The organism is Paenibacillus cisolokensis, assembly GCF_018403665.1.
Taxonomy (GTDB): domain Bacteria; phylum Bacillota; class Bacilli; order Paenibacillales; family Paenibacillaceae; genus Paenibacillus_AH; species Paenibacillus_AH cisolokensis.
Genome location: NZ_BOVJ01000184.1, coordinates 23,393 through 43,608 on the forward strand (window position 1 = coordinate 23,393; position 20,216 = coordinate 43,608).

Consider the following 20,216-nt stretch of genomic DNA (forward strand, 5'->3'; position numbering starts at 1 on the left):
GGGGAAAAATAGCCAAACAAGTGCTCACAACTTTTTATCGGTTATCCACTTGACTTTTTTATGTTGTACACATGTTATCCACAACCTGTGTGTATCTTTTGCTTTCGCCCCAATTCTCAATAAACTCATAATTCTTACCTGTTTACTATGAATTACACCTATAATAGCATCATTATCCTTCGCTCGTCAATAGATGAAAGTTGAACATCTTGTGCCATCGTGATGTATCCGAAACGAAATGCGGACATACTATCCTTAAAAAGAGGTGATCGCATGCCCGCCTGGATCGTATGGTTAACGGAGCATTGGTTTGCCGTCCTGCTTCTGATCGGTGTCATTGCCGCCATCCTGTACGTTATCACGAATTTCAACCATTTGTTTTATAAAGAATGATTCGTCTCGCCCTCCGGCTTCGCAAGCGGAATTTGCACCGTCACGACGGTGCCCGATCCCGGTTCGCTGTCCAGCTTCAAGGTGCCGTTATGCAGTTCGACGATCTCTTTGCAAATCGCCAGACCGAGACCGCTGCCCGCCTTGCTTCCCGACGCTTTGTAAAACTTGTCCGTCACATGGGGCAGGTCTTCCGGTTCGATGCCGATCCCGGTATCCGCAATCGTCAGCACCGCATGCTGTTCGTCACAGGAGGTCGTGACCCGTATGATGCCGCTGCTGGGCGTAAATTTGAAAGCATTGTCCAAAAGATTGATGAGCACCTGCTTCAGCCGGTTGACGTCGCCGTTTACGATGAGCGGCATTTTGCACAGGGACGAAACGAGCCGTACGCCCGTCTCCTCCTGGCGCACCCCCATCTGCCGGACCGACTCCCGCACCGTATCGTTGAGGTTCATTTCCTCCGGCGTCAGCACCATATTGTTCGCGAACAGCTTGGAGAAATCGAGCAAATCCTCCACAAGCCCCGACAATCGTTCCGTTTCCCTCTGAATAATGGCGAAGCCGAGCTTCATTTCTTCTTCATCCGTCGCACCGTCGGACAATGTCTCGCTCCATCCCTTGATGGAAGTTAACGGCGTGCGAAGCTCATGCGAGATCGAGGAAATAAAATCGTTCTTCAGTTTTTCGCGTTTTGTCAGCTCGACTGCGAGCGTATTGAGCGTATCGGCAAGCTGGCCGATTTCGTCATGCCGTTTGCGCGTTACGCGGCGCGTCCAGTCTCCGTCGGCCATCAGCCTGGCGGAACGGGTCAGTTCCCGAATCGGCATCGAGATGCGCTGCGCCATAAAGAGGCTCAAACCGAGGAAGAGCAGCACGACAACGGCGCCTGTAAGCAGCGTAAGCCTGAACAACTGCATCACCATGGCGTCAACCTGCTGCAGCGAAGCGGAATATCGGAGCAGCGCCACGATCCGGTCTCCCTGCTTCACCGGGACCGTCGCCGCGATGATCCGTTCTCCGTCTTCTGGATCGACGCCGCGCCAGACGCCCGTTTTGCCCCGCATCGCTTCATCCACGTCCGCGGTCGTCAGGCGCTGCCCCCCGCCGAATCCGCTGCCGTCCATTCGCAGCTTCCCCTCGATGTCCAGCAGCTGAATTTGCGGATGCACTTTGGCCATATGCTGCAGCACGTAATCGGCTTTGTTCCTCATCGTATAGCTTGCCGCCAGCGAGCGGCCGTGCGCCTGCAAATCGGACTCCGCTTTGTCCCGCATGGCGCTGGCGGCGCTGCCGTAGTAATACTGATAAATAAGCGTCATAAACAGCCCGCCGAGGACGAATACGACCAATATGACGAGCAGCAGGTAACTCCATACGATTCTTGTTCTCAGACTTCTCATGACGAATCGCTCCGATTGAAACGATACCCGAATCCCCAGATCGTTTCAATATAGACCGGCTCGGAAGGAACATCCTCCAGCTTTTGGCGGATACGGCGAATATTGACGTCAACAATTTTCAGATCGCCGACGAAATATCGCCCCCATACCTTCGACAAAATTTCGTCCCGCCCGACGCTTTCGCCTCCCCGCTCCATGAGCAGCTTCACAAGCGCCCACTCTGTCGGGGTCAGCACAATTTCCACGCCATTCTTCCACAACCGGCGTTCCTGAACCGACAGCCGAAACGGTCCCCAAATAATGCTGCCGCCATCCGGCTGCTGCATCGGAACGGCGGAAGCCGCAGCTTCGTAGCCATGCGAACCGGCACCTGCCGCAGACGCGAAGACGGCGACAGCGGGAAGCCCGTCCTTCCGTTCATGGCCGGTCGGTCCGCCGCCGACGTTCGCGGTGTCCGCCCCGGGTCGGGCTTCTTCTTCAGACCGCCCGGAGGCGCCCTCCGGCGCCGGGTGCATTCGGCGGTAGAGCGACTTCATTCTCGCGATCAGTTCGCCCGGGCTGAACGGCTTTTGCACGTAATCGTCCGCACCCAGCTCCAGACCGCGGATTTTATCCTCCTCCTGCGATTTGGCGGTCAGCATAATAATCCCCATACGAGGATAGGCTTCCCGAAGCCGCCGGCACACCTCGAAACCGTCTATCGTCGGGAGCATCACATCGATGATCGCGATGTCGAACGGACCCGACGTTTTCGCCAAAGCCAGCGCGTCTTCCCCGTTCTCCGCTTCGACCACATTCATATCGTTCCGTTTCAGATTGATGCGGACAAATCCGCGAATCGCTTCCTCGTCTTCCAGCAGCAGCACGTTCACGTCGGCACTTCCTTTCTATTGCTCGGCAAGCTCGAGACGGAACATGGAGCGCAGCTGCTCCTTGTCCGGAATTAGCGCCCGGTAAGCTTCTTTCTCCTCGTCGGACCAATGCTCCGGCGGTTCTCCCGCGAACAGCGCGGCATACACGATGCCGCCCGCTTCCCGTAAAAACAGGTAATGGCGCGAGTTTTGCTGCCATTCCTCCTCGATATCGGCATAATTCTCGCCCGGTATCGCATACAGCGTCCACCATGTCGCCTGCGCGCCCGTCTCGGGATTATGGTAATCGAACGACGCCAGGCCGTACGGCTGCGTTTCGGCCGGGCGGCTGATCGTATAGCTGTTATGCCATCGGTTTGGAATGCGAATTGAAAAGTCGTAATTATAATCCGTATATTCTTCGGCCACCAATTGAAACGGCTGGTCTTCGTCCCCGGTCCACTGCAGCCATTCGCTTATAAAATACGTTTCCGCCATCGAGGCGTTCTGACCCGGCGCCGCCTTCAGCCGCTGCAGTTCGATAATGCCGTCGCCGTTGCGGTCGCTGCTGCGAACGCCGTACGGATTGAAGGCGGTCTCCCATTCCCTCGGAGCGGGATATATCTGCACCAGCCGTCCGTCCTTCCACCCGATAAGCGACGTATACCAGGAATGCGCGCCAACCGAGCCTTCCGCGACGATGCCGTACCGATCGGGCGCCACCTTGCCGACCGCAAGCCTGTGATAACCGTTCACGCCGTTGAACAGCGGAAGCCGGGAGACTGGCTGCAGCTTGCCGCCGCGATATTTGTAAACGGTCAACAGCTGCTCCTGCGTATTGGCATTCTCCGTCACGACGGCCGTCTCCACGAAGCCGTCGCCGTCGGCGTCGCCTACAGCCGCAGCCGCGTAATCCAGCCCGCTGACAGACTGGAGCACCGGAATTCCTTCATTGTCCCGGTTCAGTTGCCCCTCGTCAAGCCGGTAAACGGCCAGCAGCTTCGCTTCGCCCGTCGAACGGGACCAGCCGACCAAGATTTCCTTCCGGCCGTCGTCGTCCAGATCGGCGATGCGAAGCCATATCAGCCCGGTAACAAGCGGCTCGTTTATGACGGCCCAGGCTGTCCACCCCGAACCGTTATTCGATTGCTTCATAATAAGCAGCTCCGGCGTACTGAATTCGTTCAGATACGTCACAATCGCTTCTTCCACGCCGTCCCCGTCCAGGTCGATGCGGCGGATCGCTTCCAGCCGATCGTCCGCATACGGCAGCGTCAGCTTGCTGTGCGCGGGAAGCGCTGCGGCTACCGCTTCCGCCAGTTGCTGCTTGTCCGGCGCCATCGCCGGCGCCTGCAGCAAATCAGCCGGCGCCGAAGTATAGTCGCATCCCGTCAGCAAGATCAGAACCGTCAGCAAGACAGCGCAGACGCCCTTCCGGACGAACACACTCCTGATGCGCGCGGAGCGGTAAAGCCCGGCGGAGCTGCGGATACGGCTGCTTGGATCGGGTAAACCGCCGGGCGGCGAAGCGGTCGAATTCGGGGTTGATAATTCCGGTTGACTGCTCATATGCACCTCCAGACTGCTCGTAGCGGCGACGATTCCCAATAGAACGAACGGTAGCCTGCATGTTGGCGGCTGCCGGCATTTATTCGACAAGGACGAATACGAATCCCCGTTTTTTCAAATCATGGATGACGAGCGGCAGCAGTTTGACCGTATTGGCGATATTTTTTCCGCCGAACGAATGCATCAGAATAATGCTCCCGTCTTTCGTATTCGCCTTGACATTATTGCGCATCCGGGTTACGGACCTGCCCGCCCAGTCCTCCGTGTCGACATTCCAGCCGACCAGCTTGCGGCCGTTCTCCTTGACGATCTGCTTGATCCGGTCATCCACCGCCCCGTACGGGGCGCGAACGAGTTCGGGCGTGAAGCCGACGGCGCCGCGAATCAGTTCGTCGTTTTTGGCAATTTCTTCCCTGATCTGCACTTTGCTCAGCTTGGTCAAATCTTTATGATCGAACGTATGATTTCCGATTCTGTGGCCTTCGTCCACAATGCGTTGAACAATTTCCGGATATTTCTTCACCTGCGTGCCGACCAGGAAGAAGGTCGCTTTCACATTATATTTTTGCAATATATCCAAAATGGCGGGAGTATACTTCGCATCCGGTCCGTCATCGAACGTAAGCGCCACCGTCTTCTCGCCCTTTGCCGGCTTGACCGATTCCGGCGGCTTCTCATCGGGCTTCGCCAGCCTGCCGGAAGGAGGCGTTCCGTTCGTTGATGCGCGTCCATCCGTTCCGGGCCGGGCGGCCGCCGATCGATCGGCGTACCATTGCGAGCCTGCAACCCGGGTGTCCGGCCCGAGCTCGTCTCCCGCCGTCCCCGCGCCGTTCTTCCCAACAGGTTCGTTTACGCTGTCGTTCCCTTTCCCGCCATCCATAGCTCCGATAGCGCGCGGACCCGGCGCCAGCAATCCGGCCGTTTTCCCGCTGCCGCATCCGCCAAGCATCAGCGTCGCCGCAAGCAACGTCGGAGCAAATATCCTCCATCGGGGGGCGCAATTCCATCCTTCCGTCATGTTTTCCTCTCTCCCCATAGCCTTCTCCTGGTTTCATCATACCGGAACAAGGATAGGAAGGAGTTACAATTCCGTTACACCTTTCGAGCAATTGCGATATATTTTGCGGACAAGTCCCCCATCGGGCCCAGCTAGCGCAGACAGCGAAACCGAAGATCTTCCGGCAAGGACAGTCGTTGGACAAACGTAGAAAAATGTCACTTCTATGATAAAGCAGAACGCTCTTTTCGATCAATGCGCAATTAAAAACCGCTATCCGAATCGTTCGGATAGCGGTTGATACGATGCCTGTCAGCCGCGCAGCGCCTTTGCGGCGATGTCGGTGCGATAATGTTTGCCCTCGAAACGGATGGCGTCCGCCGCTTCGTAAGCGCGGCTTCGCGCTTCGGCGATGCCGCGGCCGCGGCCGACGACGCCGAGCACCCGGCCGCCGTTCGTCACGATTGCGCCGTCACGGCTCGCCGTACCGGCATGAAAGATGAGTGCGCCTTGCGCTTCCGCATCGGCCAGACCTTCGATCTCCCGGCCTTTCGGGTAGGAGCCGGGATAACCTTCGGAAGCGAGGATGACGCATACCGCCGCTTCGCCGCTCCAGCGAATGTCGAGCTCACCCAGCCGTCCGTTCAGCGATGCCAGAATAATGTCGACCAGATCGGTCTCCAGACGGGGCAATACGACTTGCGCCTCCGGGTCGCCCATGCGGGCGTTGAACTCGATCGTCTTCGGCCCGTCCTTCGTAATCATCAGTCCGGCGAACAGCACGCCCCGGAACGGGCGCCCTTCGCTGACCAGCGCCTTCGCCGTCGGCTTGATAATCCGTTCGACCGCCTCGTCCACAATGGACTGCGGAATATGCGGCAGCGGCGAATAGGTGCCCATGCCGCCCGTGTTCGGTCCCTTGTCGCCGTCGAATACCGGCTTGTGATCCTGCGCCGCCGGCATCGGACGCACAATCTCGCCGTCGACGAACGACAGGATGGACATCTCCTGCCCTTCCAGAAACTCCTCGATCACGACGCGGTTGCCGGACTCGCCGAATACTTTGGCGACCATCATGTCGTGAAGCGCCTTCTCCGCTTCTTCCATCGTCTTCGCGACGGTTACCCCTTTGCCGGCGGCCAGTCCGTCGGCCTTGATCACGATCGGAGCGGATTGTCCGCGCAAGTAGGCCAGCGCCTGCTCATAATCGGTGAATGTCTCGTATTGGGCGGTCGGAATGCCGTATTTTTCAGCAAATGCTTCATGAAGATTTTGCTGCCTTCGATTTCCGCCGCGTTGCGGCGCGGACCGTATATCGGGATGTTCTCCGCTTCGAACGCGTCGACGATGCCGTCCGCCAGCGGATCGTCGGGCCCTACGACAACCAGATCGATCGGAATTTCCTTTGCGAAGCGGATCAACTCGTCGAAGCGGTCGACGCCGATCGGCACGCATTCGGCCAGCGACGCAATGCCGGCATTGCCCGGCGCGCAATAGATTTCCTTCACCTTATCGCTCTTCTTGAGCGCCCAGACGATGGCGTGCTCACGCCCGCCCCCGCCGATAACCATTACTCGCACGAGTCCGTTTTCCTCCTCACGTACTTCCTTTATCCGTTCTTCCTTATCTGTTCTTCCTTTTCCGTCCCTTATTTCTCTCTTCCTTTATCCAAGCGGCCAATCGGCTCCTTCTATCTCCCTTGAACCAATCCGTTCTTTCTCTCTTCCTTCGTCCGATCGGCTTATTCTCTTTTCTTCAACCCGTCCGTTCCTCGTCCTTTATCCAATCCGTCCCTTTTCTCAAGCAATCCGCTCTTTCCTTAATCAGGCTCTCTCTCTTTGCCCGGACACGTTCTTCGCTTATCAATGCTTGAAGTGGCGAACCCCGGTAAAGACCATGGCGATGCCGTTCGCGTTCGCAGCGGCAATCGACTCCTCGTCGCGGATCGAGCCGCCCGGTTGAATGATCGCGGTAATTCCCGCTTTCGCCGCCAGCTCCACCGTATCGCCCATCGGGAAGAAAGCGTCGGACGCCAGCACCGCGCCGCGCGCCTTATCCCCCGCTTGCTCGACCGCGATGCGCGCCGCGCCGACACGATTCATCTGGCCGGCCCCGACGCCGATCGTCATGTTGTCCTTGGCAAGCACGATGGCGTTCGACTTTACATGCTTGACGACTTTCCAGCCGAACAGCAGCTGCTTCAGTTCCTCCTCGGTCGGCTGACGGTCGGTGACAACCTTCAGCTCCGACGCCTCGACGCTCAATACGTCGCTTTCCTGTACAAGCATGCCGCCGGCGACGGACGTAACGAGCCATTCCGGCTTGCGCTCCGCCGCGCGCGACCAGTCGCCCAGCTTCAACAGCCGAATATTTTTCTTCCGGGTCAGAATGCCGAGCGCTTCCGGCGTAAAGTCGGGCGCCAGCACGATTTCCAGGAACAGCTCGCTCAGCATGCCGGCCGTCTCCGCATCGACCGTGCGGTTGGCGGCGACGATGCCGCCGAAGATCGAGGTCGGGTCCGACTCGTACGCTTTCCGGTACGCTTCCGCCACGGTCGTCCCGATCCCAACGCCGCACGGATTCATATGCTTGACCGCCACGACGGCCGGTTCGTCGAATTCCTTCACGATCGCGAGCGCCGCGTTGGCGTCGTTAATATTATTGTAGGACAGTTCTTTGCCGTGCAGCTGCTCGGCTGTCGTCAAATCGCCCTTCCCGGCAAGCGGCTTGCGATAGAACGCCGCGCGCTGATGCGGATTTTCGCCGTAACGAAGATCCTGAATTTTCTCGTACGTTACCGTGAAACGCTCCGGCAGCTGCTCGCCCGCCTGCTGGGACAGATAGTCGCCGATCAGCGCGTCGTAGGCGGCCGTATGGCGGAACACCTTCGCAGCCAGCCGCTTGCGGGTTTCGAGCGTCGTGTCGCCGCCTTCCTTGATTTCCTGCAGCACCCCGGCGTAATCGGCCGCATCGACGACGACGGTTACGAACGCGTGATTTTTGGCTGCGGAACGAAGCATGGTCGGACCGCCGATATCGATATTTTCGACGGCTTCCTCGTACCCGACGTCAGGCTTCGCGATCGTTTGCTGGAACGGGTACAAGTTGACGATAACGAAATCGATATAGCCGAGTCCGAGCTCCTCCATCGTCCGCCGATGCTCCTCGTTGTCGCGGATCGCCAGCAAGCCGCTGTGTACGGCGGGGTGCAACGTTTTGACGCGGCCGTCCAAAATTTCCGGAAACCCGGTGACGTCCGAAATGCCGATAACCGGAATGCCTTCGCGCTCCAGCAGGCTCGCCGTTCCCCCGGTCGAAATGATTTCCACGCCCAAACCTGCCAATTCACGGGCAAAATCTACTATCCCCGTCTTGTCCGACACGCTGATCAGCGCTCTGCGCTTTGCCAATGCAAGTACCTCCCTGAAAATTCGAATTTAAAAATTGCCGTTCAACCTGACATCACTGCCGAATGGAGGCATGCCGGCCGTTCAGCTCGACCCGACCTTCCGCGATGAATTGCACGACATGCGGCAGCAGTTCCCGTTCCGCCTTATGGATGCGTTCGGCCAGCGTCTCCTCCGTGTCGCCGTCGAGCACTTCGACGGCCCGCTGGGCGATGATCGGACCTGTATCCATGCCGCCGTCCACGAAATGGACCGTTACGCCGGTAATTTTGACGCCGTATTCGAGCGCCTGACGAATGCCCCCGATACCGGGAAAAGCGGGCAACAGCGACGGATGGATGTTGATCATCCGCCCGTAATAGGGCTCGACCAATACCGGCGTAATGATCCGCATATAGCCGGCAAGCACGACAAGCTCGACGTTCCGCCGCCGAAGCTCGGCCAAAATGTCCGCTTCATACGCTTCTCGGGAAGGATACGATTTCGGCGTAAACAGCCACGTTTCCACGCCTTCGCGCTGCGCGCGCTCCGTCACCGGAGCGCCCGGCTTATCGCAACAAGAAGCTCGATCGAGGCATCAAGCTTCCCTTCCCGCACCGCGTCCGCGATCGCCTGGAAATTGGAGCCGTTCCCGGATGCGAAAACCGCGATGCGCAATTCCGCCATCAGACCTCCGCTCCCGCAAACGTCACGATCCGGCTGCCTGCCGTGACCGTGCCGATCCGATACGCTTCCTCGCCCAGTTCCTTGGCGGCGCGCAGCGCTTCATCCGCCTGTTGCGCGGGCACGACGATTACGAGGCCGATGCCCATGTTGAATGTCGTGAACATGTCGCGGTTGGAAATTCCGCCTTTCTCCTGGATGAGCCGGAATACGGGTTGGACCGGCCACGAGCCGACTTCCACGTTCACGTTGACGCCCTCGGGCAAAATGCGCGGAATATTTTCGATAAAGCCGCCGCCTGTAATATGCGCCATCCCTTTCACCTGCACGCGGCGGATAAGTTCAAGCGCCGGTTTGACGTAAATTTTCGTCGGTTCCAGCAGCGTATCGCCAAGGCGGGCGCCGCCGAGCTCCTCCAGTTCCTGGTCCAGCCGGTAGCCGGCCTTCTCCAGCAGGACGCGGCGCACGAGCGAGAAGCCGTTGCTGTGCACGCCGCTTGAGGCAAGGCCGATCACCGCATCTCCGGGCGCGATCGACGAGCCGTCGATGATCCGCTTCTTGTCGACGATGCCGACCGTAAACCCGGCAATATCGTACTCGTTCTCGTCGTACATGCCCGGCATCTCCGCCGTCTCCCCGCCGATCAGCGCGCACCCCGCCTGCACGCAGCCGTCGGAGACGCCTTTGACGATCGCCTCGATTTTCTCCGGCACGACTTTGCCGCAGGCCAGATAATCCAGGAAGAAGAGCGGCTCCGCCCCCTGTACGACGACATCGTTGACGCACATCGCCACCGCGTCGATGCCGATCGTATCGTGACGGTCCAGCTCGAACGCCAGCTTCAGCTTCGTTCCGACCCCGTCCGTACCGGAGACGAGCACCGGCTCCTCGTATTTGTCCTTGTCCAGACCGAACAGGGCGCCGAATCCGCCCAGCCCCGTCAGCACTTCCGGCCGGAACGTCCGGCTGACATGCTTCTTCATCCGCTCGACCGCTTCGTTGCCGGCCGCGATATCCACTCCGGCTTGTTTGTAAGCCTCAGACACAGTCCGTCACTCCCCCTCGATCTGTTTCCATGCCGCGCCATCACGGCCGGGCGCCGCTTTGCGTTCCCTTCACGCGCTAGCAGCTGCAGCTTTTGTCCGACTCCGCGTTCACCGGCGTCGGATAATCGTTGTTGAAACAAGCGAGGCACATGCCGCCGCTGTACAGCCCCTGGCCGGCGCCGACGGCTTCGATCAAACCTTCCTCGCTCAGAAAATAGAGGGAATCCGCATTGATCGCCTTCCGGATCTCCTCGACCGTCTTGGACGACGCGATCAGCTCACGGCGATCCGGCGTATCGATGCCGTAGTAGCATGGATTCGCGAACGGCGGCGACGTAATTCGGACATGCACCTCGCTCGCCCCCGCCTCGCGCAGCATGTTGACGATGCGAAGGCTCGTCGTGCCGCGCACGATCGAATCGTCAATCATGACGACGCGCTTGCCTTCGACAACTTTGCGCACGGCCGACAGCTTCATCTTGACGCCCTTCTCCCGCAGCTCCTGAGAAGGCTGAATGAACGTGCGGCCCGTATATTTGTTTTGATCAGCCCGAGCTCGTAAGGGATGCCGGTCTGTTCCGCATAGCCGATAGCCGCCGATATGCTCGAATCCGGCACGCCGGTGACGACGTCCGCGTCGACGAACGACTCGATCGCGAGCCGCCGCCCCATCCGCTTGCGGGCGGAATGAATATTAACGCCGTTAATATCGCTGTCCGGGCGCGCGAAATAAATATATTCCATCGCGCACGCCGCGCGGCGGCCGGCCGGCTCGAACCGCTCCGTCCGCAGACCGTCGCCGTCCAGCACGAGCAGCTCGCCGGGCTGCACGTCGCGCTCGTATTCCGCGCCGATCGTCTCCAGCGCGCAGGTTTCGGATGCGAATATGAAGCCGCCGCCGAGACGCCCCATCACAAGCGGACGCAAGCCGTTCGGATCGGATGCGACAAGCAGCTTGTCGTTCGTCATGATCAGGAAGGCGAAACCGCCGATCAGCCGCTGCAGCGCATCCTTCGTCGCTTCGACGAAATCTTTGTCGGAGCGGGCGATCAGGTGAGCGATCACTTCCGTATCGCTCGTCGTCTGGAAGATGGAACCTTGCCGCTCCAACTCGCGGCGGATCGACGGCGCATTCACGATGTTGCCGTTCGTCGCCACCGCCAGATCGCCGTCCCGGTATTTGAAAATAAGCGGCTGGGCGTTCGCGAGCCGGCTCTCGCCGGACGTCGAATAGCGCACATGGCCGATCGCGCGGTCGCCCACGAGCGACTCCAGCGTGTTCTGGTCGAACACTTCTTTGACGAGCCCCATCCCGCGATGGTACACAAGTCGGCCGCTGCCGCTGTCGACCGTACTGATGCCTGCGCTTTCCTCGCCGCGGTGCTGCAGAGCGTGCAAGCCGTAGTACGACAGACTGGCCGCGTTCGGAATGCCAAACACGCCGAATACTCCGCACTCTTCCCGCAACTTGTCGAATATATCGTCGCGTCCGATTCCTTCATTATAATGGTTCCCGGTCCATAACCGGGGCCGGCCGACGCTTATTGCATCAGACATGGAATCGCATCCTTCCAGACCTTCTCCAGTTGTTCGATCGGCGCGTCAACGCCCGTCTTTCCATTTACGTCGATGGTCAGGCTGCTTCCTTTCACTTCTCCGATGATCGCATGGGGCACGCCCCGTTCCGCCAGCAGCGCCGTCAACGCAGCGGCATGCTCCGGACCCGCCGAAAGCAGAATGCGCGACTGCGATTCGCTGAACAGCGCCACGTCGGGCCGCAGTTCGGTCGCGATGCGGACTGCGGCTCCCTTGCCGCCGCTGATGCACGATTCCGCCAAAGCGACCGCGAGGCCGCCCTCGGACAAGTCGTGCGCCGAAGCGACGAGCCCCTGGCGAATCGCCGCCAGCACCGCGTCCAGCGTCTTCTTCTCGACCGCCAGATCGATGGCCGGCGGCCGCCCTTCCGTCTTGCCGTGCACGACATATTGAAACTCGCTGCCGCCCAGCTCCGCCTTCGTCTCGCCGACAAGCACGATGACGTCGCCTTCGCGCTTGAATCCTTGCGTCGTAATATGGTCGATATCGGTTACGAGACCGACCATCCCGATGACCGGCGTCGGATAGATCGCGCCTTTCGCGTTCTCGTTGTACAGGCTCACATTGCCGCCGATAACCGGCGTCTCCAGCGTGCAGCACGCTTCGGATATACCGTCGGCCGCCTTCTCGAGCTGCCAGAACACTTCCGGTTTCTCCGGATTGCCGAAGTTCAGATTGTCGGTAATTGCAAGCGGCTCGGCGCCCGAGCAAACGATATTGCGCGCCGCTTCGGCGACGGCGATCCGCCCGCCGACCTCCGGATCGAGATAGACGTACCGTCCGTTGCAATCTGTCGTCATTGCCAGCGCCTTGCGCGTGCCGCGGATCGTCACGACCGCCGCATCGGAACCCGGCTGCACCGCCGTGCTCGTTCGCACCATATAATCATACTGATTATATACCCATTCTTTGCTTGCCACAGTCGGCGAGGCGAGAACTTTGCGCAGCGCATCGTTCAAATCCGTCACTTCCGGATAAGCCGACGTATCGATCTTCGCCTGCTCCGCATAGTACGCCGGCTCTTTCGAAGGCTTGTTGTAAACCGGACATTCGTCGACAAGCGCCTTGACCGGCATATCGGCGACGACTTCGCCCTGATGGAACAGACGCAGCCTGCCGTCGTCGGTTACTTTGCCGACCTTCACGCACAGCACGCCCCACCGTTCGAAAATTTCCCGCGCTTGCGCTTCGTGCTGCGGCTCGATCACGAACAGCATCCGCTCCTGGGATTCGGACAGCATCATCTCGTACGGGGTCATCCCCTTCTCGCGCTGCGGCACCTCGTCGAGGTACAATTCCAGGCCATTTCCGGCTTTCGACGCCATCTCCGCGCTGGAACAGGTCAGCCCCGCCGCGCCCATATCCTGAATGCCGAGCACGATGCCGGATTCGATCAGCTCCAGCGTCGCTTCCATAACGAGCTTCTCCATGAACGGATCGCCGACCTGCACGGCCGGACGTTTCGCTTCCGATTCCTCCGTCAGCTCCTCGGAGGCGAATGTCGCGCCGTGGATGCCGTCCCGCCCCGTCGGCGGACCGACATAAAATACCGGGTTGCCGACCCCTTTGGCGACGCCGCGCTGAATGCGATCGTGATCGATCAGACCGACGCACATCGCGTTGACGAGCGGATTGCCCTCGTAGCTTTCATCGAACATGACCTCGCCCGCAACCGTCGGAATGCCGATGCAGTTGCCGTAACCGGCGATGCCGCTGACGACGTGCTCGAACAAATATTTGACGCGCTCGTTCTCGAGCCGTCCGAAGCGCAGCGAATTGAGCAGCGCCACCGGCCGCGCGCCCATCGAGAAAATATCGCGGATGATGCCGCCGACGCCTGTTGCCGCGCCCTGATACGGCTCGATCGCCGACGGATGATTGTGCGATTCGATCTTGAACACGACCGCCTGATTGTCGCCGATATCGACGATGCCCGCGCCCTCGCCCGGTCCCATCAGCACCTTCGGACCGGTGACCGGGAACTTCTTCAAAATCGGCTTGGAATTTTTGTACGAGCAGTGCTCCGACCACATGACGCTGAATACGCCGATTTCCGTGTAGTTCGGCTTGCGGCCGAGAAATCCGCAGATCAGCTCGTACTCGTAGTCGGTGACGCCCATCTGCTTGTATATTTTCTGTTCCGCGATTTGTTCCGCCGTCGGCTCCTTAGCCGTTAACTGCTGCGCCATGCCGTTCCCTCCATGCACTCAGAATCGATGTGAACATGCGCTTGCCGTCCTCCGAACCGAGCAATTGATCGACCGCGCGCTCCGGGTGAGGCATCATCCCCACCACATTGCCTTGCTCGTTGCAGATACCCGCGATATCGTACACGGAGCCGTTCGGGTTGTCGCCGTTCGCGTAGCGGAACACGATCTGGTTGTTCGCCTTCAGCCGTTCCAGCGTTTCCTCGTCGCAGTAATAGTTGCCTTCGCCATGCGCGATCGGAATACGGATCACTTCGCCTGATGCGTATTGATTGGTGAAAGGCGTGCGGTTATTAACCACCTCAAGCGGCGCCTGGCGGCAAATAAATTTAAGATTGCGGTTGCGCCTGAGCGCGCCGGGCAGCAGCCCCGCCTCGGTTAAAATCTGAAATCCGTTGCAAATGCCGAGCACGTACTTGCCGGCCTCCGCCGCCTCCCTGACCGCGTTCATCACCGGCGCGAAACGGGCGATGGCGCCGCAACGCAAGTAGTCGCCATATGAAAAACCGCCGGGCACGAGAATGGCGTCATAGCCGGACAGATCGGTTGCCGTATGCCAGACGTAGTCGACTTTTTGGCCGATCGTGTCCTCAACCGCTTTGTAGCAGTCGATGTCGCAGTTCGAGCCGGGGAACACAAGCACCGCAAATTTCATCGGTCAGCCCTCCAATTCGAACCGGTAATCTTCGATGACGGTATTGGCGAGCAGCTTTTCGCACATTTCCTTCACACGCGCCTGCGCTTCCTCGCGGTCGGACGTATCCAGTTCAAGCTCCATATATTTGCCGATCCGCACGCTACCCACCTCGCCGAAGCCCATGGAATGAAGCGCTCCCTGCACGGCCGTACCTTGCGGATCTAGCACGTTTTGTTTAATCGTCACATAAACTGTTGCTTTCATTGCGATACCTCCCATTATGTTCGATGAAGCGCGAATGACGGTTGCCGACCCTGATCGAATCGGCGGTTACCGCGTCGGGGTGTCAATCCGGTTCGTTTGCTGCGTTTACGCGCCGGGTCGTCAATCCAGTTCGCTTCCGGTCAATCGCCGGTAGATGTCCCGGTAACGGCGGGTCGTCTCGGCCACGACGCTGTCCGGCAGAGGCGCCGGCTTGCTGTTTTTGTCCCAGTCCGAAGCGGCCAGGTAGGCGCGCACCGGTTCCTTGTCCATGCTGTCGATTTCGATATCGAGCGCATATTTGTCTTCCGCCCAGAAACGCGAGGCATCGGGGGTAAAAATTTCATCGATGAGTACGATTTCTCCGTCTATCAATCCAAACTCGAATTTGCAGTCGGCCAATATGATGCCGCGCTCCGCGCAGTAATCCCGGGCATATTTGTACAGCTTCAAACTTCGCTCGCGCAGCTGGCCGGCCAATTCACTGCCGACCTTCTCCACAAGCCGCTCATACGAGATGTCCTCGTCATGGCCGACGTCGTTTTTCGCAGCAGGCGTAAACAGCGGCTCGGGCAGCCGCTCGTTTTTGCGCAGCCCCGCCGGCAGCCGCAGACCGTTAATCGCCGACGTTTTCTGGTATTGTCTCCAGCCCCCGCCGGTGATATAGCCCCGCACGACGCATTCGACGTCGATCCGTTCGGCTTTCTTCGCCACCATAATGCGGTTTTTCATCAGCTCCGGCGATTTCAGCACGTCCCCGAGCCGCGACGCGTCCGTATGGACGACATGGTTCGGCTGCAGATCCGCCGTCTTCCCGAACCAGAACGCGCTCAGCCGATTCAGCACATTGCCCTTGTCCGGCACCGGAGGCTCCAGCACATAATCGAACGCGGAAATGCGGTCGGTGACAACGATCAGATAATGCTCTCCGAGATCGTACAATTCGCGCACTTTGCCTTTATAGACGAGCGGCGCTTGTACGAGGTCTGCGGCGGTCGCCAACGCTTGGGCACTCATTTCGCGCTTCGCCTCCTATCCTTCGATCAGCCCGAGCCGGCGGAATATCGTATCCACATGCTTCAGATGCCATGCCGGATCGAAGCAGTCGTCGATTTCCTCTTGCGTCAGATGTTTCGTAATTTCCGGCGTTTCCATGATGATATCGCGGAATTGCCGCTGCTCCTCCCATGCCTGCATCGCGCGCGGCTGAACCGTATCGTATGCCTGCTCGCGGCTCAATCCTTTGTCGATCAGCTTCGTCATGACGCGGCCCGAGAACGGCACGCCGTACGTGCGCTGCATGTTGCGCTTCATATTTTCCGGGAATACCGTCAAATTGCGGATAATGTTGCCGAGCCGGTTCAGCATGTAGTTCAACAGCATCGTCGCATCCGGCAAAATGACGCGCTCGACCGACGAGTGGCTGATATCCCGCTCATGCCAGAGCGGCACGTTCTCGTACGCCGAAATCATATGGCCGCGAAGGACGCGCGCGAGGCCGGAAATATTTTCGCAGCCGATCGGATTGCGCTTATGCGGCATCGCCGACGAGCCTTTCTGCCCTTTTGCGAACGGCTCCTCGACTTCGCGGAACTCGCTCTTCTGAAGCGCCCGGATTTCCGTCGCGAACTTGTCGAGCGAAGTTGCGATCAGCGCCAGCGTCGCCATATATTCCGCGTGCCGGTCGCGCTGCAGCGTCTGCGTCGAGATCGGCGCCGGCGTAATGCCGAGCTTGCGGCACACGAATTCCTCGACGAACGGATCGATGTTGGCGTATGTGCCGACCGCCCCTGAAATTTTCCCGAACTGCACGCCATTGGCCGCATGCCGGAACCGCTCCAGATTCCGCTTCATCTCCTCGTACCACAGCGCCAGCTTCAGCCCGAACGTCGTCGGCTCGGCATGAACGCCGTGCGTCCGTCCCATCATCGGCGTATCTTTGTACTTAATCGCCTGGTTCCGCAAAATATCGATGAAGTTTACGATGTCCCGCTCCAAAATCTCGTTAGCCTGCCGCAGCAGGTAGCCGAGCGCCGTGTCGACGACATCGGTCGAAGTCAGCCCGTAATGCACCCATTTGCGCTCCGGACCGAGCGTCTCGGAGACCGCCCGCGTAAAGGCGATGACGTCATGCCGCGTTTCCTGCTCGATTTCGTAAATCCGCTTGATGTCAAAGCCGGCGTTCCGGCGCAGCGCCTCCACGTCCTCGCGCGGAATGACATTCAGCTCCGCCCATGCCTCGCAGGCGCACAATTCAACCTCCAGCCACGCCTTGAACTTATTTTCCTCCGTCCAGATTGCCCGCATTTCCGGTCTGCTGTAACGTTCCAACATCGAGCTAGCTCACACCTTCCAGATTGTAGTTTCCGCTATCCATTTTAACGCCGCGTCCACATCGGGCGCGAGTACGTTTATATGTCCCATCTTCCGCTTGCTCTTGGCCTCGCGCTTGCCGTACAAATGCACCTTCGGCGCGACGCCGAGTTTTGCCGCCGTTTCGTCCGGCCGCGCCATCCGCGCCAGCAGCGGCTCCACATGCTCGCCGAGCACATTGACCATCACAACCGGCGTAAGCAGCGACGTATCGCCGAGCGGCAGGTTGCAGATCGCCCGCACATGCTGCTCGAACTGCGACGTCCGGCAAGCCTCCATCGTGTAATGGCCGCTGTTGTGCGGCCGCGGCGCCAGCTCGTTGACGAACAGCTCCCCGTCCGCCGTCAGAAACATCTCCACGGCGATCAGCCCGATAACGCCTAGCCCTTCGGCAATCCTCAGCGCCAGCCGTTCGGCCTCCCGCCGGACATCGCCGCCGATGCGCGCCGGGACGATCGACAAGTGCAAAATATTGTCCACATGAATATTTTCCGCCGGCGGGAACACGCTCGTTTCGCCCCGAGGGCTGCGCGCCGCGATGACGGACAGCTCCTTCTCGAACCGAATAAACTGTTCGAGCACCAGCTCCGTTCCGGCGCGGCTGAGCAGCCTGTACGCCTCCGGAATTTCTTCCTCGCTCCGGATCACGAACTGTCCCTTGCCGTCATAACCGCCTGTGGCGGTTTTCAGGACGCACGGCAGCCCGAACCGGGCCGCCGCTTCGCGCAGCTCGCGTTCGCTGCCGATTTCCGTATAGGGCGCCACCCGCGCGCCAGCCGCCTCGACCGCCCGCTTCTCGCGCAGCCGATGCTGCGTCGTATAGAGCAGCCGGCTTCCTTGCGGCACGTACGATTCCCGCATCAGCATATCCGCGACGCCCGCGTCCACGTTCTCGAACTCGTACGTTATAACGTCCGCCTGCCCAGCCAGCTCGCGCGCCGCCTCGCGGTCGTCGTAGGCGGCCGTAATTTGACGGGCCACCTGGCCGCAAGGCGCGTCCGGCGTCGGATCGAGCGTCACAAAGCGGTAGCCGAGCGCCGAACCCGCGAGCGCCAGCATCCGTCCGAGCTGCCCACCGCCAAGAATGCCGACGGTGCTTCCCGGCAATATGACTCGCCCTTCGCCGGCCGTGGCTTCTGCGCCTGCAACACCGGATACCGTTTCGTTCACAACGTCTCCCCGCTTTCCATCACTTCGCGGCGAATCCGTTCGCGCCGCGCTTCGACGCGCGCCCGCACCTCCGGATCGAACGCGCCGATGATCTGCGCCGCGAGCAGTCCCGCATTGGCTGCGCCCGCATGGCCGATCGCCACGGTGGCGACCGGGACGCCGGCCGGCATCTGCACAATCGACAGCAGCGAATCGAGCCCGTTCAAATTCGACGATTTGACGGGCACGCCAATGACCGGCAAGACCGTCTTGGCGGCAACCATGCCGGGCAGATGCGCCGCGCCGCCGGCTCCGGCGATAATCGCCTTCAGCCCGCGGGACGCCGCCGTTTCCGCGTATTCGAACATCAAATCCGGCGTCCGGTGCGCCGATACGACCCTTTTCTCATAAGGAATGCCGAGTTCTTCCAGTACGTCGCAGGCTCCCTTCATCGTCTCCCAGTCCGACTTGCTGCCCATGATGACGCCCACTTTCGCTGACATGCGATTAACCCACCTTTGCCTTTAATAAATGGCGAACATAATCATGAACTTATACTTCCTTTAATATTTCGCAAAAAACGAAAAAAGCCCGCCAGCAAAATGATGTTGCCGCGGACACAAGCGATCGAAGCCCAAAAAGGACAGGCAAAGACAACACAAGGCTGCCCCATGCCGAGGACAACCTGCTTTGCTTATTTTCCTTTTCGTCCATTCACACCGCTCGTAGTCCGAAAATTTAAGGTTTTCGGGTAGAAACTTTCGGGCCATATTCCCGAGTATATACGAGGCTGTATGAGCCGCCAACCGCCGCAAAACGGCGATCCCGGCATATTTAGTTTATCGGATCGCCCTACCGGTGTCAACCAAAATACGAACATTTTAAAGTTTTCATTTGCGAAAGTTCGTTTTTGACGTGCCATGCCGATCTCTTTGCAGCAAAAAACGGCCTGCACCCAGCGCAGCCCGTTTTCCTGCAGTTTGTACGCTTCGCCATCGTCCCGGTTATCCGCCCGACGGGATACCGGCCCCGGCCACAAACGAAGCCGCCTTCGACAGCAGCAGCGCGCATAACACAACGATCGGGATCATTAAACATAAACCGAAGATCAGTTGCAGTTGCCTCCTGCTGAGCATCGTTCTTTCCCCGCTTTCTCTCGCCGTTTTTATCAAAATGCTCTTCTTTTGAACATTAGACGGATCGCGTCGCAACAGAGTTACGGGATAACCGGTTGTAAATGATGGAAAAATGTTCGGTGGGAATGTTCGGCGCACATGGTTCGGCACACTTGGTTTGGGGCATACGGTTCGGGGCACATGCTTCGGGGGCACATGGTGCGAGGCAATTGATTCGGGGCATAAAAACGACTCCTTCGTCCCTGTCTGAGGACGATCCTGTTTCGCGATGGCGGCCAGGGCTCTATTCTCCCTCGCCTACCCGACCGCCGGGCGACGAATTGCGAGCCTCCAGGGCCTGGTTGACCGCCACCATGCGGCAAGCCCTGCGCTTATTCGTTCGCGCCAACCCCCATGTAAACGGCCTCTTGTCCCGAAATTGCTTTACTCCGGCCCCGCGGGCTGTCACCCGGAAGATAGAAACCCAATAAATTACAATGCTGCAAAAATGCAGCTTTTTCGGGCGTAAAGTAACCAAAACGCAAAAATTGT

General features: G+C 59.3%; 13 protein-coding genes, 3 pseudogenes and 1 riboswitch. All 16 genes and pseudogenes read right to left on the bottom strand.

Features of this window, described 5'->3' with window-relative positions:
- Positions 1-380 precede the first annotated feature (380 nt).
- A complete protein-coding gene (locus PACILC2_RS22625) occupies positions 381-1,793 on the bottom strand; it encodes a sensor histidine kinase (protein ID WP_062495966.1) in 1,413 nt (470 codons plus the stop codon).
- Positions 1,790-2,665 (bottom strand): response regulator transcription factor, encoded by an 876-nt coding sequence (locus tag PACILC2_RS27530; RefSeq protein WP_244863767.1) that lies wholly within the window; start codon positions 2,663-2,665, stop codon positions 1,790-1,792. The genes PACILC2_RS22625 and PACILC2_RS27530 overlap by 4 nt, the downstream gene beginning before the upstream one ends.
- 15 nt (positions 2,666-2,680) lie before the next feature.
- Positions 2,681-4,213 (bottom strand): FG-GAP repeat domain-containing protein, encoded by a 1,533-nt coding sequence (locus PACILC2_RS22640; RefSeq protein ID WP_213531002.1) that lies wholly within the window; start codon positions 4,211-4,213, stop codon positions 2,681-2,683.
- A 79-nt stretch (positions 4,214-4,292) separates the two neighbouring features.
- Positions 4,293-5,231, bottom strand: a complete 939-nt coding sequence (locus PACILC2_RS22645) for a polysaccharide deacetylase family protein (RefSeq protein ID WP_244863768.1) — start codon at positions 5,229-5,231, stop codon at positions 4,293-4,295.
- Between the two features lie 291 nt (positions 5,232-5,522).
- A pseudogene (purD, locus tag PACILC2_RS22650) lies at positions 5,523-6,790 on the bottom strand (phosphoribosylamine--glycine ligase).
- Between the two features lie 282 nt (positions 6,791-7,072).
- Positions 7,073-8,620 carry a bifunctional phosphoribosylaminoimidazolecarboxamide formyltransferase/IMP cyclohydrolase gene (purH, locus tag PACILC2_RS22655; protein WP_213531004.1) on the bottom strand — a complete coding sequence of 516 codons (1,548 nt, stop codon included), beginning with the start codon at positions 8,618-8,620 and terminating at the stop codon, positions 7,073-7,075.
- Positions 8,621-8,672: 52 nt separating this feature from the next.
- A pseudogene (purN, locus tag PACILC2_RS22660) lies at positions 8,673-9,283 on the bottom strand (phosphoribosylglycinamide formyltransferase).
- Positions 9,283-10,326, bottom strand: a complete 1,044-nt coding sequence (purM, locus tag PACILC2_RS22665; RefSeq protein WP_213531006.1) for a phosphoribosylformylglycinamidine cyclo-ligase — start codon at positions 10,324-10,326, stop codon at positions 9,283-9,285. The pseudogene purN and the gene purM overlap by 1 nt, the downstream one beginning before the upstream one ends.
- Before the next feature lie 76 nt (positions 10,327-10,402).
- A pseudogene (gene purF, locus PACILC2_RS22670) lies at positions 10,403-11,883 on the bottom strand (amidophosphoribosyltransferase).
- The gene (gene purL / locus PACILC2_RS22675) at positions 11,868-14,111 is read right to left on the bottom strand and encodes a phosphoribosylformylglycinamidine synthase subunit PurL (protein WP_213531009.1); all 2,244 of its coding nucleotides are present in this window, start codon (positions 14,109-14,111) and stop codon (positions 11,868-11,870) included. The pseudogene purF and the gene purL overlap by 16 nt, the downstream one beginning before the upstream one ends.
- Positions 14,089-14,784: a phosphoribosylformylglycinamidine synthase subunit PurQ gene (gene purQ, locus PACILC2_RS22680; protein WP_213531011.1), complete on the bottom strand. Its 696-nt coding sequence runs from the start codon at positions 14,782-14,784 to the stop codon at positions 14,089-14,091. The genes purL and purQ overlap by 23 nt, the downstream gene beginning before the upstream one ends.
- A gap of 3 nt (positions 14,785-14,787) precedes the next feature.
- The gene (gene purS / locus PACILC2_RS22685; RefSeq protein ID WP_062495985.1) at positions 14,788-15,030 is read right to left on the bottom strand and encodes a phosphoribosylformylglycinamidine synthase subunit PurS; all 243 of its coding nucleotides are present in this window, start codon (positions 15,028-15,030) and stop codon (positions 14,788-14,790) included.
- A 120-nt stretch (positions 15,031-15,150) separates the two neighbouring features.
- Positions 15,151-16,044 (bottom strand): phosphoribosylaminoimidazolesuccinocarboxamide synthase, encoded by an 894-nt coding sequence (locus PACILC2_RS22690; RefSeq protein ID WP_213531013.1) that lies wholly within the window; start codon positions 16,042-16,044, stop codon positions 15,151-15,153.
- Between the two features lie 15 nt (positions 16,045-16,059).
- Positions 16,060-17,361, bottom strand: coding sequence for an adenylosuccinate lyase (purB, locus tag PACILC2_RS22695; protein ID WP_062495989.1), 1,302 nt, complete (start codon positions 17,359-17,361; stop codon positions 16,060-16,062).
- A gap of 9 nt (positions 17,362-17,370) precedes the next feature.
- Positions 17,371-18,570, bottom strand: coding sequence for a 5-(carboxyamino)imidazole ribonucleotide synthase (purK, locus tag PACILC2_RS22700; RefSeq protein ID WP_213531015.1), 1,200 nt, complete (start codon positions 18,568-18,570; stop codon positions 17,371-17,373).
- On the bottom strand, positions 18,567-19,052 hold the full coding sequence (purE, locus tag PACILC2_RS22705; protein ID WP_062495992.1) for a 5-(carboxyamino)imidazole ribonucleotide mutase: 486 nt from the start codon (positions 19,050-19,052) through the stop codon (positions 18,567-18,569). Before purE ends, purK begins: the two co-directional genes overlap by 4 nt.
- A gap of 203 nt (positions 19,053-19,255) precedes the next feature.
- Positions 19,256-19,357, bottom strand: a riboswitch (purine riboswitch).
- Positions 19,358-20,216 lie beyond the last annotated feature (859 nt).

Bases quoted from the DNA above. Each gene is read 5' to 3' on its own strand.
- purE (WP_062495992.1), bottom strand. From the start codon at position 19,052: ATGTCAGCGAAAGTGGGCGTCATCATGGGCAGCAAGTCGGACTGGGAG.
- purS (WP_062495985.1), bottom strand. From the start codon at position 15,030: ATGAAAGCAACAGTTTATGTGACGATTAAACAAAACGTGCTAGATCCG.
- purQ (WP_213531011.1), bottom strand. From the start codon at position 14,784: ATGAAATTTGCGGTGCTTGTGTTCCCCGGCTCGAACTGCGACATCGAC.
- purB (WP_062495989.1), bottom strand. From the start codon at position 17,361: ATGTTGGAACGTTACAGCAGACCGGAAATGCGGGCAATCTGGACGGAG.
- PACILC2_RS22640 (WP_213531002.1), bottom strand. From the start codon at position 4,213: ATGAGCAGTCAACCGGAATTATCAACCCCGAATTCGACCGCTTCGCCG.
- PACILC2_RS22690 (WP_213531013.1), bottom strand. From the start codon at position 16,044: ATGAGTGCCCAAGCGTTGGCGACCGCCGCAGACCTCGTACAAGCGCCG.
- purL (WP_213531009.1), bottom strand. From the start codon at position 14,111: ATGGCGCAGCAGTTAACGGCTAAGGAGCCGACGGCGGAACAAATCGCG.
- PACILC2_RS22645 (WP_244863768.1), bottom strand. From the start codon at position 5,231: ATGACGGAAGGATGGAATTGCGCCCCCCGATGGAGGATATTTGCTCCG.
- PACILC2_RS22625 (WP_062495966.1), bottom strand. From the start codon at position 1,793: ATGAGAAGTCTGAGAACAAGAATCGTATGGAGTTACCTGCTGCTCGTC.